The organism is Pedobacter sp. MR2016-19, from assembly GCF_014947265.1.
GTDB lineage: Bacteria > Bacteroidota > Bacteroidia > Sphingobacteriales > Sphingobacteriaceae > Pedobacter.
On the sequence record NZ_JADCNK010000001.1, the window covers coordinates 346,265 to 362,972 of the forward strand.

The window sequence follows — 16,708 nt, forward strand, 5'->3', positions numbered from 1 at the left end:
ATAGGGGTCGACTTAAGTCGACCCCTATGAATACAATTAATCAATATAATCCTAAAAATTAAATTCACCTACCAGGTTTCCCCCGCTACTCTCAGCTGCGAGCGGCAATACAATTACTTTTCTTTGCTGTTTACCAGTAGCATATCGGGTATAAATCTCAGCGGTAACGGTTGTTGGACCGCTAATATTAATCTGGTTATCGCCATAATAATTCACCTCAATTTTATATTTTCCTTTTATCGCTTTTTTAATCATAAACTGCTCCGGGCCATAACCTGAGGTAAAATCGTTGCTGATCCTTCCGCCAATTTTCGTTCTGGAGTTTCCATAATATCCTTTTTCTCCCGTTGGGTCAGTTAACCAAAGGTCGATATCGGTATCATTTTTATTCCAGTTGAGCACTACACGCACATCAACAGATAAAGGTTGGATCAACCGTTTATCAATTTCTTTTGTACTGAGTTTATTGCCATGTTTTGCCAGGAGGTTATTCATTTCCGAAATGATGATTTCTTCGATGCCCTGGTCTCTATCGGCAATCTGGGCATTATAACTTTGGGTAAGTACCTTATATAAATTATCTAATGCTGGTTGATATTGCCCGTTATCAGCCAACGCCAAGGCATAATCCCTATAACTCTGTGCATCCATAGGACGCCATTGCAAGACTTTTTGGGTAATAAAAAGCTCATCTTTATAATTTCCGGTTTGCTTTAATTTATAGGCCAGGGTTTTATATAGATCGGCATTCTCCAAATCTAAATCGGCAATATTGCTTAAAATGGTTAAGGCCCTTACACTGTCTTTCTGCTGGTAAAACCAATTCGCCACATCAAAATAAAACATCGGTGTTGAAATGTATTTTGAGCGCATTTTTAAATAAGCCCGGTAAGCACTATCTGGTTTACCGACCAGGTTCTTCATATAATCTTTATCACTTTTAAATTCAGGGATAATGATGGCGGGTTGCTGTTGTGGTGCAGGCGGCGGCATTTTCATGGCATCTACTCTTGCTATCTGAACACCCGCAACCCTACCCTGAAGAGCGCTTGAAGCATTGCTTCTAATGATCGTGACCGATCCCGTTACAGCAGTTTTTTGCTGAGCGGCATAGCCTACAACCACCACTTCATTTAATTGATTCGTTTCTTTATCTCTTCTGGCAGCTCCAGTAGCTGGAGCAGGCGTTACCGCTTGTGGCATAGGTGGAACTACCATTTCAGCTGCTTTCGCAACTTCTCGACTTGGTGCGTCACCAACTGGTTCGCTCATTACGATATCAGCTGTCGGAATTCCATTTACATCTCTCTGCCCAGGGTCAGGGTATCTCTCTTTCTTCTTTCCTGATTCTTTATAGTAGAAGTCGGTATTCCACCAGGTTTTCAGTTCTTTGGTCATGGCTACCGCAGCATCGATCAAATCTTGCTTACGTTCCAAAATAGCCGTTCTGCGTTGCTTCAAAACCGCATTATAGGCCTGTTGAAGTTCAATAGGAGGCACAATATCATAACGCAGGTAATCATCAAGATTTTCAAGCACTATTAGGCTGGTATTGCGGGTAACAATACCAAACTGTTTACTTAAAACGCTGATATCATCTTTATTTTCTTCGTACTGGATATCCATTTCAGCAATTTTCTTCTGCGCCCAAACGCGGCTTACATCAATACTGCTCAAAGTATGCTCAGTAGCATTTAAGCGAATCACTTGTTCTGAAACAACAGTATTTCCAAAACCAAACTGCAACGTAAATTCAGTATTAAATTCATTCATAATACCAGATAAAGAGAAATGTCCGTTTACATTTACTTTCATTGAAGGATAAGTCTGCCTTACATCCGCTCCATTTTTGATTCCTAAAAACTGAAGGTTCTGCTGATTTAATTGTTTAAAAGCATCGTTAACCGTTATGGAATTGAGGTTTACAAACTGTCCGCCAGTTTTTAAGGTGATATATTTTAAAGTGCTGTAATCTGCTTTTAGCGCCGTATTAATACAATGAACAGGTTTATTTAAAGCAATACTATTGCTTCCGAAGGTAGATAAGCCATCTGTAAATAAAAGATATTCGTCTGCCTGGATGGCCTTTGCATTTATTGCGCTGAAATTTGTGCCGCCATCGTAAACCAGTTTTTTCAGTTTATCTTTTAATGCAGACCAATTGCCATTTGATATGACGAATGTTCCGCCATTTTTAAAACCATTATTTACCAGGCCCAACTGGATATTTAAGTTTTGTTTTTGCCTGATGATTAAATCAAGCAATTCCATTTCTTTATCGGTGTTGCGTTGAAGACCACTTAACGATACATCCCAGAGCAGGCCAATATGGTTGGCCCACTGCCGCTGCCGGTTTTCAATTTTAGGAAAAACATTCACCAGAAAATAGTAGCCAGATGATGCTTTTTGCATTTGTACCTCAGGGAGGTTATTTCGCTTTGGCAGATTAATGGTGAGGCCATTTTGGGGCTGGTAATTGGTTTTATTAATCTCGCCAACATAGGTATTCCCATTGGCCTTTAAATTAAAACTGCCATCAGGCTGTTCGCCAAGCTCTGGTTTGATAACGCTTTCAAAAACGGTGGTTTTTAAGCTGAAATTTTCAATGGCCTGATTATAATCTAAGGGCAGGTGATACCTTAAAACATTTGCGTTATTAAAACTTAATTCTTCTTCATAACCCACAATGATAGTCCTGCTCCCATTTGCAGGCAAAGGATATATTCTGGTACGGAAATTATTCCCTTCAACTTTCTCCAGCAGCCCCGGATCGACCCGTCTGCGCTCAATACTTTCGAAAACTTCGGTTGCTTTTGCTTTTTCCACGGGTACGGCTTCGCGCATTTTCCCATTGATATCTAAAGCATAACGGCTAATACTCACTCCCTCCGGCATCGGGAAAGTAAGTTCGCCCTCTAAAACGCGGTTGCTGCTATTATGAAAGGTCATTGTCATCACCGTTGTGGCAATATTTCCTGTTATCTGTACATCGATATTCAGTTTCTTAAGTTTAACAGATTCTTTCTGTTCTGCAGTTTCGGCCTGTTGTACCTTTAACACTGGCATTTGCGCCTTAGCAAAAAAAGCAACCAATAATAAGGGGAGGAGGAGTAAAGTTCTAGATGTGCTCATAGCATTGATTTTTAATAGTGATGCAAAAGCATTGGCGATTTCATAAATTTATTTTTTAGAAGTGCTTAGCGGCCTTAGATTTAGCAGCACAAAACCACTTTAGAAATACTTAAAAAAGCTTTCTGAAAAATGTAACATTTTTTAAAAAATTTGTTCTAATGATAAAAACTGAAACGATGTTAGTAACCACAACGCCCACAGTTGAGGGCAGAAAAATTATAAAATATATCGGTCTGGTTACCGGAGAAACGATAATTGGCGCAAATATTTTTAAAGATTTATTTGCAGGCATAACAGATATAGTAGGGGGTAGATCGAGTTCTTACGAACGCGTTTTAAGAGAGGGTAAAGATACAGCCGTTAACGAAATGCAACAATATGCAGCCGCTTTGGGTGCAAATGCTATTGTTGGTGTTGATTTAGATTACGAAACAGTAGGGAGCGGCGGAAGCATGCTCATGGTAAGCGCCAATGGTACTGCTGTAATTTTAGCAGATTAAGAAATTGCTTATTGCGAAAACTAAGCAAAAACAAGAAAGTCTTTCCGGTGCGGGAAAGACTTTTCTTTTTATATCCTGTTTCCTTTTAAAACGAAAGTATATCGATGAGTTTAAGCCATTTGGCACTCACTTTTTCGGCATTAATGTGTTTAATGGCATGATCGAAGGGAGTAAAAATAATTTCGCGGTTTACCTGCCCGGCCATTACGCCGCTTTCGCCGCTAATTAAGCCCTCTACAGCAGCAACACCTAAGCGGCTTGCTAATACACGGTCCATACAAGTTGGTTTACCTCCACGCTGAATGTGACCCAAAACCGAAACCTTTGTATCGTAGTGTGGGTATTTTTCCTGCAAAATTTCGCCAACTTTAAATGCACCTCCGGTATCATCACCTTCGGCAACAATAATAATTTTCGAGGCTTTATCTTTACGGCTATGCTCTAATTTATGTAAAATATCATCGGCATTCATATTGGCTTCAGGGATCATAATCGCTTCTGCGCCTACGCCAATTCCACTTCTTAAAGCAATTAATCCGGAGTCACGACCCATCACTTCCACAATAAAAAGCCTGTCATGCGATTCGGCTGTATCCCTGATCCTATCTACCGCATCAATAACAGTGTTGATGGCAGAATCATAACCGATGGTAAAATCGGTACCTGCCAAATCGTTATCAATTGTTCCAGGTAACCCTACAATCGGGAAATCGAACTCTTTAGAAAAAATATTGGCCCCCGTAAATGTTCCGTCACCACCAATTACCACTAAAGCATCAATGCCTTTAGCTTTCAGGTTTTCATAAGCTTTTTTTCTGCCCTCAACGGTTCTAAAAGCTTCACTACGTGCGGTTTTTAAAATGGTTCCTCCGCGCTGGATAATATTTGCTACAGATTTGCGGTCCATAGGGATAAAATCATTGTTGATCAGCCCTTCGTAGCCACGGATAAAACCAGTTACTTCAATGTCATAATAAATAGAGCCTCTTACTACAGCCCTAATTGCGGCGTTCATGCCTGGCGAATCTCCGCCAGAGGTTAAAACACCAATATTCTTAATCTTATTCATTTGTTTGTTTCTTAGCAAATTCTGATAATCCATTATCCAGATATTGCAAATATTTGTCTATATCAAATTCTACTCCAATAGGAGGCGAAACTAATTCTTTTTCATCAGTACCCAAAAGTACATAATATGGTTGCGAAATGGTATTAAATCTTTCAGCCTGCAAATGTTTGAATTTTTTACCAACAGTATTCACTTTTGTGCCTAAAATTTTAGAGTCAAATTGTTCTGCTTCAGGCAAACTGGTTTTATCATCTGTATAAAGCGATACCACAATATAATCTTCTTTCAATTTTTTAAGCACTCTTGGGTCAGACCAAACCCTGGCTTCCATTTCTCTGCAATTTACGCATCCATGTCCTGTGAAATCTAAAAACAATGGTTTTTTTACCTCTTTAGCATAAGCAAGGGCTTCCTGGTAATCGAAGAACCCGTCGATATTATGCGGAATGTGCAAGAATTCTGAATATTTTCGTTTAGCATGTGTAATTGCTGGGCTTGAGCCACCGCCACCATCTTGCCCGATTACAAAATCCTGAGTGGATAAAGGCGGCACCAATGCACTCACTGCTTTTAAAGGTGCTCCCCATAAGCCCGGAATGAGATAAATGGCAAATACAAAAGTTGCTGTTGCAATAAATAATCTTGGCACTGAAACATAAGGGAGGTCACTATCATGAGAAAACTTAATTTTTCCCAATAAATAAACGCCCAAAATTAAGGCAAGTACAATCCAGATGGCCAGGAATATCTCACGGTCCAATATTCCCCAGTGATAGGCCAAATCGGCTGTTGAAAGGAATTTTAATGATAAACCCAATTCTAAGAACCCCAGAAAAACCTTGATTGAATTTAACCAACCACCTGATTTTGGTAGCCCTGTCATTAAACTTGGGAAAATAGCAAACATGGTAAAAATTAACGCCAATGATAGCGAAAAGCCGAACATAACGATAACAGGTGTTAACAGATCGGTATTAATGGCAACCAATGAGGTTCCAATTAAAGGCCCTGTACAAGAAAAGGAAACAACAGCCAGGGTTGCTGCCATAAAAAAGATTCCGCTTAAACCTTTAGCATCCGATTTTGCATCCAGTTTATTTACAAATGAACTAGGCAGCGTAATTTCGAAAGCACCTAGAAATGATACACCAAAAACGATTAGGATGAGGAAGATGAAAATATTAAAAAATCCATCGGTCGATATTTCATTTAATGCACTGGCGCCCCAGATCAAGGTAATAATTACGCCTAAACCCACGTAAATTACAATGATCGATAAACCATAAATAATAGCACTCCTGATTCCTTTTGCCCTGCTTTCGGCTCTTTTGGTAAAGAAACCGACAGTAAGCGGAACCATCGGAAAAATACATGGAAGAAAAAAAGCAGCAATACCGGCCAAAAGGCCTAAACCAAAGGTTACCCAAAGCGATTGTTTTGGAGCATCTTTGCCAGCTACAGTAGCTTTTCCTGCTTTAACCGTATCCTTTTTAAGGGTATCTTTTTCCGTTTTTACCTGCTTATTGGCGGCACTATCCTGTGCTGAACCTACTTCGGTAAAAACAATATCATCAGGAGGGGCGGTTGCTGTGGTATCTTGTGTTACGAGGGCGTAACTCTTAATAGCTGGCAATGCAATAAACATTGTAGCCATTAACAACAATAATAAAACCTTTTTCATTTGTGTGTTTTGTGTGTGTGTTTTGAATCCGTGAAATTAAGAATAATTTTAGAAACGATTTTTTTTAAACCACAACACTTCGTAGATTTTACTTTAAAAAGAAACAGTCCCGAAAATTCGGAACTGTTTGCAAATATTTTGATTTCAACTATTTAACCGGAATACTGAACTCAACTTCTTCTGGCGGAAGACATTGTTTATCGTTACAAACCATAAACTCTACCACACCTTTAACTACTGTAGTTGCTTTGTTTAGCTTAATTTTTTGTTGAAAAATTACCGCTTTTTCAAAATAACTTACATTCATTTTAAAAGTGCTTTCATATTTAACAATAGCTTTAGGCTCAATTGTTTTACCTGCAAGGCTGAAATCTTTAGAAGGGGTAAAAGTAAAAGTGGTTTTTACCGGCCCTCCATCTTTCACATTCTGAGAATAAATATGCCATCTGTCATCAATTGTCGCCTTTAAATAAATTATAGCTTCAGTTTTACTTACTTTCTTTGCTGAGTAAGCCCATGTTACCGGTTTTTCAATTTGAGCGAATGCGCCAGCAACAGTAAAAAGTACCATCGAAAGCACCAGGGTGATTTTTTTCATTTGTGTTTATTTTGTGTGTGTAAATTCAATTTCTTTAAAGTTAAAAACTTTTAAACCTTTTTCAGTATCAACGTTTAGTCTGCCGTTGTCTTCAACTCCTTTAATGATTCCTTCAAAAACCTCGCCGTTATATTTATATAACGCAGAAACCTGATAGTTATACAGTCTCGCAAGGTAATCATTTTGTAAAATACTGTATTTCCCTGCCCTCAAAATTAAGTAGTATTTTTCCATAAAAATGAATATTTTCTCCATAATATCCATTAAAGGCACATCTCTTTGTAAAATTTGAATGACTGAAGTGGCACGCTCACTAATACTTTCAGAAAATTCTGATTGATTTACATTTAAACCAATGCCAATAACTGATGATTTAAAAGAATTGCCTGTCAGTGTATTTTCGATTAATATCCCGCCTAATTTCTTATTATGGTAATACATATCATTGGGCCATTTTACCTTGATCCCTTCCGGTATAAAACAAGCTAGTGCATCACTAACAGCCAAACTAACGGCAATATTTAAATAAAACTGCTTATCTAGTGGCAAAAAAGAAGGCTTTAAATAAATGCTTGTACTAATATTTTTACCTGCCTGGGTTTGCCAAATGCTTTCCTGCTGCCCTCTTCCGGCAAACTGATTGTCTGCCATAATTACAGTTCCTTCGGCTAATGGCTCGGATTTTGACACCAAGTTTTTTAAAAAGTTATTAGTAGAATCAACTTCTTTTAATTTGATTAAATTTTGACCAACAAATAGTGTCGAAAAAGTGTTATTTTGCAAGTGTTGAATTTATAATATTGTAATTCCAAAATTAAAGCATTTTAATGGTAAAAAAGAAAATTGTAGCCCTTTCTACATACCTTTCAGAGTTGGCCGTTCACGGCATACAAGAGAAAAAAGGAGAAGATATAGTGCGGTTAGATCTTAGAAATATTCATACTTCAGTGGCTGATTACTTTATTATAGCAAGTGCCAACTCTGGCACCCAGGTAAAAGCTATTGCCGATAGTGTAGAAAAAGAAATATATAAAGCCACTCAGGCCGATCCGAGACATAAAGAAGGTTTCGAATCAGCAGATTGGATTATTCTTGATTACTTCGATGTGGTTGTGCACATTTTTAAAACAGAAAAGCGCCACTTTTATGGCATAGAAGAACTTTGGGGAGATGCAGAAAGCACAAATTATCAAAGCGCATAACCTAATAGAACCATTTTGACAAAGACAAATGAACGATAATCAAAACACCAACGAAAAACAGGGAAGAAAAATACCAAACATCCCTAAAAAACCACAAAAAGGATCAAAATTTAATATTTTTTGGGTGTATGCGGCCATTATCATAGCCATTATAGCTGCGCAGTTTTTATTTACAGGCGATAGTGGTAAAGAAGTAAAATACGATACTTTCGAAAGCAAAATGTTGTTAACAGGTGATGTTGACAGGATTGTTGCTTACCAAACCGAAGATTTAGTAAAAGCTGAGGTATACATTAAAAAAGATAGTTTAAACAAACCTCAGTATAAAGCATTCAAAAACACCAGTTCTTTTAATGTATCAAACGGACCGACTGTTTTTTTTACTTACGGTGGAAAATTTGCTGATTTAAGGGCTGCTTTGGCCGAATCGCAAAAAGCATTACCAGCTGGCAGAAAACCAATTTCATTCCAATCAGAAAACCGCAGCAATCCGTTGGCAAGCTGGTTTTTAAGCATCATTTTACCTGTATTGCTTTTAATCGGTTTTTGGATTTTTATGATGCGCAGAATGGGCGGCGGTGCTGGCGGTGGCGGACAGATTTTCAGTATCGGAAAATCAAAAGCTACTTTATTTGATAAAGAAAGTCAGGTAAATATTACTTTCAACGATGTTGCAGGTTTAGAAGAAGCAAAAACAGAGGTGATGGAAATTGTAGATTTCCTTAAAAATCCTAAGAAATATACTGACCTGGGTGGAAAAATCCCCAAAGGTGCCTTATTGGTAGGCTCACCTGGTACTGGTAAAACCTTATTGGCTAAAGCCGTTGCAGGTGAAGCGCAGGTTCCATTCTTCTCGCTGTCAGGATCTGATTTTGTAGAGATGTTTGTTGGAGTTGGCGCATCTCGTGTTCGCGACTTGTTTAAACAAGCAAAAGATAAATCTCCTTGTATCATCTTTATTGATGAAATTGATGCTATTGGCCGTGCCCGTGGTAAAAACGGTGTAATGGGAGGAAATGACGAACGCGAAAATACCTTAAACCAGCTTTTGGTTGAAATGGATGGCTTTGGCACCAATACACATGTTATTATCTTAGCCGCAACAAACCGTGCTGATGTTTTAGATAAAGCCTTATTAAGAGCTGGTAGATTTGACAGACAGATTTATGTTGATTTACCGGATGTTATCGAGCGTAAACAAATTTTCGAAGTTCACATCACTCCCCTTAAAAAATCAGAAGAGCTTGACACCGAATTTTTAGCTAAACAAACGCCAGGATTCTCAGGCGCAGATATTGCAAATGTTTGTAACGAAGCCGCATTAATTGCAGCGCGTAAAAACAAATCGGCAGTTGATAAACAGGATTTCTTAGATGCTGTAGATAGAATTGTAGGTGGTTTAGAAAAGAAAAACAAAATCATCACACCTGCTGAAAAACGCGCTATTGCGATTCACGAGGCTGGTCACGCCACAGTAAGCTGGTTATTAGAACATGCGGCGCCTTTAGTTAAGGTTACGATTGTGCCACGCGGACAGAGCTTAGGTGCAGCATGGTACTTACCAGAAGAACGCTTAATTGTTCGTCCACACCAAATGCTCGATGAAATGTGTGCAACTATGGGCGGTAGGGCAGCTGAAAAAGTGATGTTCGATACCATTTCTACAGGTGCATTGAGCGATTTAGAAAAAGTGAATAAACAAGCCAGGGCAATGGTTACCATTTACGGCTTGAACGAAAAATTAGGAAACATTACTTATTATGATTCATCTGGTCAGAACGAGTATAATTTCTCTAAACCTTATTCAGAAGATACCGCTTTAACGATCGACAAAGAGATTTCGGCATTAATTGAAGGTCAATACCAGAGAGCAATTTCTTTATTGGAAGAAAATAAAGATAAACTGATCCAATTGGCGGATATTTTAATCGAAAAAGAAGTTTTATTTAAAGATGATTTAGAAGTGATTTTCGGAAAACGTTTATTCGAAAGTCAAGGCGAAAGCGGCACACCGGGACATATTACCCCTGTTGAGGCTTAAATAAATAATTTCTATTATTACATTTGCTACCCTGGTTTAATCATTAGGGTAGCTTTTTTTTATATGAAGGATAATACGACAGCGAAAGAACAAATACTAAAAAAGATAAGGAAAGCACTATTAGAGAAGCGCGAAAACCCATATCCTAATTTAGAAGAAAGTGCATTGTATAAGAAAAATACAGATGAGCTGGAGATATTATTTGCCGAACAGCTAACCGCCATTTCGGGTAATTTTATCTTCTGTGAGGATGGGATTGATTTTTTTGAAAACATGTTGCAGCTGGCCGATAAATTTAAATGGCGGAAAATATATTGCTGGGAACCCGAATTGCAACAGTTTTTAAGCAAATACGAATTCCCTTTTTACCAAACCGATAAAGATTTTGAGCAGGCTGAGGTGGGTATTACCCTTTGCGAAGCATTGGTTGCGCGTAACGGAAGTGTAATGGTAAGCAATAGTGGTGCTGCCGGCAGGAGGTTAAGCATTTTCCCACACCACCACATTGTGATTGCAAAAACAAGCCAACTGGTGTTAGATCTTAAAGATGCCTTTCAATTGTTAAAAAACAAATACGGCAACCAGATTCCATCGATGATCAGCAATATTACCGGACCAAGCAGAACCGCCGATATTGAAAAAACATTGGTTTTAGGTGCACATGGGCCTAAAGAGCTTTTTGTATTTTTGATTGACGATTTTGGTTAACTACCATTCATAATAGGCCTGCAGGCTTACCCATGTATGCCATCGGGTAAACTCGCTTACTGTATTAAATTCAGGTGACCGTCCAACAGCCATAGCAGATAGCCTTATTGCCTGTTTTCCACAAGTAGATATTTTGGTGCCAAAGCCTAAATTCCAGTCAAGAGTGGCTTTATTTAGTTGTTTAAAGCTTATAGTATAAGGACTGTCTCTAAATTGTCCCATTAATAAAGCGTTGTAAAGCCAACCATTACCTTTAACACCTGCCAGGAGATATACCTCTCCCAAATTTTTATTTTCACCGGTTAAGCCTGTTAAGTTAGCCATTGGTAATGTATTTACAGCCCAGTTTTTCTTATCAAGCAAGCCTAATCTTACATTAAAACCTAAGCCTGTACTTACATAATAACCTAAACGTAACTCAGCATTAGTACTTAACTGAAAAAAGCCCACATCATTTCCATCTCGCTTACCAATAAGCAACCAATCCTTTTTTCCTATAACTAAAAGGGTAGGTTCTCCTCCCTTTGATATCTGACCTTCCCATCCATAAGGAATATCGGCTGTATTGCCGAACCAATGATCGCGGTGAATGGTTGTTTGTACTGCTTTAGAAACGTTTAAGCCTATTACCCCCACATTAATACCTAAAGTAATTAGTTCATTCCCAGTATCATTCTGCAAGCCTAAACTTGTACTAATAACATTTAAGCTTGCAAATGGCCTATCGTTTTCGCGTTTAAATTCGCTTACTGGATCATGTAAATTACCTAAATATTCAGGTGTAAATGTGGTATTAGCAAGCATTATCGTAGCGTCATAATCATCATAGTCCTTTATATATTCACTAAAAACATTTCTTGCTAAAAATCTATGCGGAGCGAAAACCCATGTTCCACCTAGCTTTTTGTTCTGATAAATGAAGCCGGCGCCCATGGTGTAGTTCCTATCCGTAGCATAAGATGGTTTTACGAACTTTAGAAAATAATCCTGGTCAACAACGATCCCCGCACGATACAATGGTTTTTCATATTCTTGTGCCAAAGAAACATTGGCTATTAAAAGCATTAGAAATAATGATAGAAAGGTATTTTTCATAAGAGAGTTATTAATCGATTGTAAAATTACCCGTGCTTTAACTTATTGTGTCTGATCATTAGAGGCTGACGTTTTACTTTCTCCAAACAAACTGAATCCGATGGCAAAACCAAGCCATGGTTTGCCCTGATAACCCCAATTTGCTCCTGCAGATTTATCGATAAAATCAAGTCCTGTAAATATCCCTATCTGGAATTTATCATACTGGTACATATAACCAGCTGATAATGATATTGCAGATGCACTATTATCTTTATCTACTTTAACTCCGCCTACCGATATTCCGCCTAATAAATTACTAGCAGAATAGACAGTATTAACGTGCTGCCATTTAATCCCCGCTGATATCCCAAAATTTACCTTCTCTTCAAATGTAAAAGGCGCTTTAGAATTTCCAAATCTGGCCTTAATAGGTAGTGTTAAAAAACCCCATGTAAACCCTCTTTTGTGTGGGTAAATGGATTCGCACTTATCGTTAAAATCTTTGAGCGGAATAAAAAACTGCATATCATTTCCCCATGAATCTACATATGCCAAATTCTTGTATTTATTTAGGGGCGACGATTTAGCAGAATCATCAGTTTTAATTCCAACTTCTGCCTTAAATATATTATAATAAGATTTAGTATCCATCTTTTCCCCGCTTATTGGCAAACTCTCTGAATTTCTCTCTTTCAAAGCAGGTAACATTTTGTAAAAACTATCTTTTTTTGCAGTTAATTTATAATTCCAAACAGAAATAATATACCCGTTATCGACAATTTCGTACATATAAAATTTAGTTCCATCGTTGAGTAAAAAAGAAAAATCTTTCTCTATTTCTTTGCTCAAAGGATTGTAAACCTTTACAGAAATACTGGTTTTGGTTACAAATGACTGCCCTATAATATCGGTACCTTTCGTTGTGGTTTGGCCTAAAGATTGGCCAACAATAAATAGGAGGAATAATAAACTCAAGAGGTTTTTCATGATTGCGCTAATTTAGATTTTGAATAATATTTTATATTGTAATTACCTCGAACCCTGAAACCTTTTCACAACCAACTCACCTGCAGCATTTATGCAATATATGTCTTCATCATAGTTAGAATATCTTCTTGATAACACCGGTTTTAGCCCTTCATCTTCCAGTTTATGATGATCAAATGTTAAATAAAGTTCTACTCTGGAGCGGTCTTTATCCAAATTGATGGTTTTTTTCGTTTTTACATTGTAAATATCTACTTCCTGAATTCGCCTGTAATTATAGCCCCAGCTAGAATCCTCTCCAAAATCTTTGCTTCTGCCAATCACAAAATAATCGTTCATTAGATGAAAGATGGTACTGATGCTCTTATCATTAAAAAGCCGTTTTCCCTTCAGGTCAACTATATCTGCAACCTTTCTCGTTTTACCATTGGTTAAGGTGTTTTCTTCATTCAAAATCACAATTCCTATATTCTTAGGGAAATTATTTTTATTGTCTCCAAAAGCAGCGAAAGTGCTGTCATAATCCTTGCTTTTTAAAACCGTATCGCCATTTTCGTTCAAAAAATAGTTTAAACTTTTACCACTCATCGACATTGATCCGGGATAGTCGGCAAAAAACAATATATCTTTTGTGGGTTTAGATGGTGCTTTTTTTACGGGCACTTCAGCCTTTTTGCTTGCTGTTACAGGCATTTTTCCCATCGTTACGCGTACTTCCGTCACTTTATTTTTCTCTGCAGTCTCGGCCAGTTTCTTTTTAAAGTCTGCTTCCCTTTCAGCCTTAAGCTTTGCATTTCTAATTTTGCCTGCTTCATAGGCCGATTTATCATCTGCTATCTTCTTTTTTCTGGCATCCTCATCTTCTTTTGCACAGGCCGGGCACATATTTTTCCCTTCTGAATTGTTCGAGCCCTTGGGTGCGAACCTACAGTTATATCTGTTATATTCACTTTTAGGAACATGCGATTGCGCATTGACCATCTGTACCACAAACAGCATCAAAATAGTCGTCAGGAAATTTTTCATTTTAAGTTCGTTTAATTATTGTAAAAATACCCGATCAACCAAACGATTTATATACCCTTTACTCGGTATATTTAGTATCTGTTTTATATATTATATTTATAAAATATTGATTGCGTTTGCTAATTCTCTCATCAATGAATAGAATTTTCTTCTTATTTCTATTTTTCCTAAATCCTCTCCGGGTATGCTTTGCACAGCAGGGCAAACCAATTTTAATCGATACGGCCAAAAAATTCAATATTAGCAAGCATGGGTATTTCTATGAGGACAAAAATTTAAACCTGAACATCGATTCTGTTATAAAATATAAGCAGGCCGGTAAATTCACCCCATTAACAGCAGGAAAAGTTTTTAGTAAAGGTTATACCCAATCTTATTACTGGGTTGCTTTTGATATCGAAAACACCTTAAATCAATCTGTACACCTGATGTTTAAGGAGCAGAGCTCAAGCATTAATCAACTCCAGCTGTTTAAAGTAGATGAGCAGGGAAAGATTTATCCACTAGGTTTAACAGGCGATCACTTCCCTTTCAAACAACGCCCTTATCGCAACAGAAGCTTCATTTATCCAATGATTCTTTTGCCACATGAAAAAGCCACTTTTTATTTGTGGGCAGATAAACGCGGACAGAATATGTATATGCCGATGTCTATCGGACGCGATGTTGATATTATTCAGGCAGAAATTCCACAGCACACCTTATTTGGATTTTACACAGGCATTTTTGTTTTTGCGGTGATTTTCAACTTATTACTTTTTGTTTCAGTTAGAGATAACATCCATTTATATTATGCCATTTACATTTTTTGCACCCTAATTTTTATCCTGGAAGAAGAGGGCTTGGCCTTTCAATGGTTTTACCCAAACTTGCCTGGACTTCAGGATTACATGCGATTAATTATGGCATCATTGAGCTGTGGCCTGTTAATCCAGGTGATGCAACTATTTGTACATCAAAATCGCTCAAACAGTAAGTTATACCGCTTTACAAACTATTACAAAAGATTCTGCTGGGCCATGTCGATCATTCCGGTTTTTATGCTCTTCAAATCGTTTATTATTTTAGAAAAAACGGTTTTTTACATCAACAATTTTCTTGCGCTCCTTACGGTAATCATTATTATTATTTGTGTGGTAGAAAGAATAAGATCAGGCTACAAGTTGGGCTGGTATTATTTTATTGCAACCGTGATGTTGTTATTTGGGGTTTTTAATTATGTTTTTAACACTTTAGGACTCACCAACTTTAATTTATTAAAGCCAAATGGTTTAGTGGTAGGTTTAACAGCAGAAATTATTTTCCTTTCTTTTGCACTAACACAACGCTATAACTTTTTAAAGAAGGAAAAAGAAATCCTGCTGGAAGAAAAAAGCAAACACCAGGTAGACCTGGCCGATGGCATTTTTAATGCACAGGAAGATGAACGGACACGTTTGGCCCGCGATCTTCATGATGACCTCGGCGGCACACTTTCCATTATAAAACTAAATATCACCGCTTTTCAGCACAAAGTTTTAAAACTTACAGAAAATGACCGCATATTTTACGACCAAACCATTAGCATGATTGAAAAGGCATGTGCCGATTTAAGGGAAATTTCGCACAATTTAATGCCTAAAAACTTTGAGCAACTGGGTTTAATTGAAACCCTGAAAGAAAACTTCATCGCCTTAAACCAATCGGGCAAAATTGCTTTCGAATTTGTTTACCAAGTAGAACATCCCATCGAAAGCTCTATGGAAATTACCATTTACCGTATGGTTAACGAGCTCGTAAATAATATCAACAGACACTCTTTCGCAACAAAAGCGACCATTCAGGTTTTATCTTTTGATGAAAGGATCAATATCATGGCTGAAGACAACGGTATTGGTTTTAGTCAGGAAGAGGATAAAAAGGGATTAGGTATGCAGAATATACGCTCGAGGGTAAGCTATTTGAACGGGAAAATTCAGGTAGACAGTAATCAAAATGGAACCACAATCGTTATCGATATCCCGCTGAAATAATGGACAAAATTGAACAAAAACCGACCACATTAATGATCGCAGATGATCATAAACTATTTGCCGAAGGATTATCGGCCATCCTTTCTGAACAACCTGACTTTAAGATAATCGGCATGGCATCAAACGGAAAGGAAATCCTGCACCTTTTAAACCACCAAATACCGGATATTTTAATCCTGGATCTAAATATGCCTGTTTTAGATGGAGAAATTGCCGCCGAAAAAGTAAGACAATTATTCCCTTCAGTAAAAATTATGGTATTATCAATGTACTATACGGTTAAATTAGCAGCAAAATTAGAAAGTATAGGGGTGAAGGCTTTCGTTCAAAAAGATACCGATGCAGAAACATTGTTTAGAATTATATCAGATTTGCAGCTCGGTGAAAAATATTTCCAGAAAATAAAATCTGATGTCCAGCCATCTGTATTTAACGATGGAGATCATTTTCAAAAAAGCCACAACCTAACAGCGAGAGAAATGGAAATCCTTAAATTGATCAGCGAAGACTATTCTTCACAGCAAATTGCCCAAAAATTATTTATAGCTTTAAACACCGTTGATACCCACCGTAAAAATATGGCACAAAAGCTAAACGTGACGGGAAAAGCAGGATTATTAAAGTTTGCCCTTGAAAATAAGCTGCGCTAAAATTAAATTTATTTTCGAATATCGA

The 16,708-nt window shown here is 37.5% G+C and carries 14 protein-coding genes; 6 read left to right on the top strand and 8 right to left on the bottom strand.

What is annotated here, in order from left to right:
* Nucleotides 1-51: 51 nt before the first annotated feature.
* Nucleotides 52-3,132, bottom strand: a complete 3,081-nt coding sequence (locus IM793_RS01500) for a VIT domain-containing protein (protein WP_193419409.1) — start codon at nucleotides 3,130-3,132, stop codon at nucleotides 52-54.
* 176 nt (nucleotides 3,133-3,308) lie between these two features.
* Between IM793_RS01500 and IM793_RS01505 the strand changes: the two genes are divergently transcribed.
* Nucleotides 3,309-3,632, top strand: coding sequence for a heavy metal-binding domain-containing protein (locus IM793_RS01505; RefSeq protein WP_090497467.1), 324 nt, complete (start codon nucleotides 3,309-3,311; stop codon nucleotides 3,630-3,632).
* Between the two features lie 85 nt (nucleotides 3,633-3,717).
* On the opposite strand, the gene pfkA is transcribed toward IM793_RS01505, so the two are convergent.
* From pfkA to IM793_RS01525, 4 genes are all read right to left on the bottom strand, one after another.
* The gene (gene pfkA, locus IM793_RS01510) at nucleotides 3,718-4,701 is read right to left on the bottom strand and encodes a 6-phosphofructokinase (RefSeq protein WP_193419410.1); all 984 of its coding nucleotides are present in this window, start codon (nucleotides 4,699-4,701) and stop codon (nucleotides 3,718-3,720) included.
* Nucleotides 4,694-6,382, bottom strand: coding sequence for a protein-disulfide reductase DsbD (locus IM793_RS01515; protein WP_193419411.1), 1,689 nt, complete (start codon nucleotides 6,380-6,382; stop codon nucleotides 4,694-4,696). The genes pfkA and IM793_RS01515 overlap by 8 nt, the downstream gene beginning before the upstream one ends.
* Nucleotides 6,383-6,530: 148 nt before the next feature.
* Nucleotides 6,531-6,980: a protein-disulfide reductase DsbD domain-containing protein gene (locus tag IM793_RS01520; protein ID WP_193419412.1), complete on the bottom strand. Its 450-nt coding sequence runs from the start codon at nucleotides 6,978-6,980 to the stop codon at nucleotides 6,531-6,533.
* A gap of 6 nt (nucleotides 6,981-6,986) precedes the next feature.
* Complete coding sequence (locus IM793_RS01525) at nucleotides 6,987-7,763, bottom strand: biotin--[acetyl-CoA-carboxylase] ligase (RefSeq protein WP_193419413.1); 777 nt, start codon at nucleotides 7,761-7,763, stop codon at nucleotides 6,987-6,989.
* Nucleotides 7,764-7,807: 44 nt separating this feature from the next.
* Between IM793_RS01525 and rsfS the strand changes: the two genes are divergently transcribed.
* From rsfS to IM793_RS01540, 3 genes are all read left to right on the top strand, one after another.
* Nucleotides 7,808-8,182, top strand: a complete 375-nt coding sequence (gene rsfS / locus IM793_RS01530; protein WP_057930976.1) for a ribosome silencing factor — start codon at nucleotides 7,808-7,810, stop codon at nucleotides 8,180-8,182.
* 28 nt (nucleotides 8,183-8,210) lie between these two features.
* Nucleotides 8,211-10,223, top strand: a complete 2,013-nt coding sequence (gene ftsH, locus IM793_RS01535; protein ID WP_193419414.1) for an ATP-dependent zinc metalloprotease FtsH — start codon at nucleotides 8,211-8,213, stop codon at nucleotides 10,221-10,223.
* A gap of 63 nt (nucleotides 10,224-10,286) precedes the next feature.
* The gene (locus tag IM793_RS01540; RefSeq protein ID WP_193419415.1) at nucleotides 10,287-10,931 is read left to right on the top strand and encodes an LUD domain-containing protein; all 645 of its coding nucleotides are present in this window, start codon (nucleotides 10,287-10,289) and stop codon (nucleotides 10,929-10,931) included.
* Here IM793_RS01540 and IM793_RS01545 read toward each other — a convergent pair whose 3' ends face one another.
* Genes IM793_RS01545 through IM793_RS01555 form a run of 3 tightly spaced genes read right to left on the bottom strand, consistent with a single transcriptional unit; the run spans nucleotide 10,932 to nucleotide 14,021 of the window.
* A complete protein-coding gene (locus IM793_RS01545) occupies nucleotides 10,932-12,026 on the bottom strand; it encodes a lipid A-modifier LpxR family protein (protein ID WP_193419416.1) in 1,095 nt (364 codons plus the stop codon).
* Between the two features lie 42 nt (nucleotides 12,027-12,068).
* The gene (locus IM793_RS01550) at nucleotides 12,069-12,995 is read right to left on the bottom strand and encodes a hypothetical protein (RefSeq protein ID WP_193419417.1); all 927 of its coding nucleotides are present in this window, start codon (nucleotides 12,993-12,995) and stop codon (nucleotides 12,069-12,071) included.
* A 42-nt stretch (nucleotides 12,996-13,037) separates the two neighbouring features.
* Complete coding sequence (locus tag IM793_RS01555; protein WP_193419418.1) at nucleotides 13,038-14,021, bottom strand: cell envelope integrity protein TolA; 984 nt, start codon at nucleotides 14,019-14,021, stop codon at nucleotides 13,038-13,040.
* Between the two features lie 134 nt (nucleotides 14,022-14,155).
* Here IM793_RS01555 and IM793_RS01560 point away from each other — a divergent pair, with 134 nt between their 5' ends.
* Complete coding sequence (locus tag IM793_RS01560; protein ID WP_193419419.1) at nucleotides 14,156-16,033, top strand: 7TM diverse intracellular signaling domain-containing protein; 1,878 nt, start codon at nucleotides 14,156-14,158, stop codon at nucleotides 16,031-16,033.
* Nucleotides 16,033-16,683 (top strand): response regulator transcription factor, encoded by a 651-nt coding sequence (locus tag IM793_RS01565; protein ID WP_121285383.1) that lies wholly within the window; start codon nucleotides 16,033-16,035, stop codon nucleotides 16,681-16,683. Before IM793_RS01560 ends, IM793_RS01565 begins: the two co-directional genes overlap by 1 nt.
* Nucleotides 16,684-16,708: the final 25 nt, after the last annotated feature.

Bases quoted from the DNA above. Each gene is read 5' to 3' on its own strand.
- ftsH (WP_193419414.1), top strand. From the start codon at position 8,211: ATGAACGATAATCAAAACACCAACGAAAAACAGGGAAGAAAAATACCA.
- IM793_RS01545 (WP_193419416.1), bottom strand. From the start codon at position 12,026: ATGAAAAATACCTTTCTATCATTATTTCTAATGCTTTTAATAGCCAAT.
- IM793_RS01515 (WP_193419411.1), bottom strand. From the start codon at position 6,382: ATGAAAAAGGTTTTATTATTGTTGTTAATGGCTACAATGTTTATTGCA.
- IM793_RS01560 (WP_193419419.1), top strand. From the start codon at position 14,156: ATGAATAGAATTTTCTTCTTATTTCTATTTTTCCTAAATCCTCTCCGG.
- rsfS (WP_057930976.1), top strand. From the start codon at position 7,808: ATGGTAAAAAAGAAAATTGTAGCCCTTTCTACATACCTTTCAGAGTTG.
- IM793_RS01500 (WP_193419409.1), bottom strand. From the start codon at position 3,132: ATGAGCACATCTAGAACTTTACTCCTCCTCCCCTTATTATTGGTTGCT.
- IM793_RS01565 (WP_121285383.1), top strand. From the start codon at position 16,033: ATGGACAAAATTGAACAAAAACCGACCACATTAATGATCGCAGATGAT.
- pfkA (WP_193419410.1), bottom strand. From the start codon at position 4,701: ATGAATAAGATTAAGAATATTGGTGTTTTAACCTCTGGCGGAGATTCG.
- IM793_RS01505 (WP_090497467.1), top strand. From the start codon at position 3,309: ATGTTAGTAACCACAACGCCCACAGTTGAGGGCAGAAAAATTATAAAA.
- IM793_RS01550 (WP_193419417.1), bottom strand. From the start codon at position 12,995: ATGAAAAACCTCTTGAGTTTATTATTCCTCCTATTTATTGTTGGCCAA.
- IM793_RS01520 (WP_193419412.1), bottom strand. From the start codon at position 6,980: ATGAAAAAAATCACCCTGGTGCTTTCGATGGTACTTTTTACTGTTGCT.
- IM793_RS01555 (WP_193419418.1), bottom strand. From the start codon at position 14,021: ATGAAAAATTTCCTGACGACTATTTTGATGCTGTTTGTGGTACAGATG.
- IM793_RS01540 (WP_193419415.1), top strand. From the start codon at position 10,287: ATGAAGGATAATACGACAGCGAAAGAACAAATACTAAAAAAGATAAGG.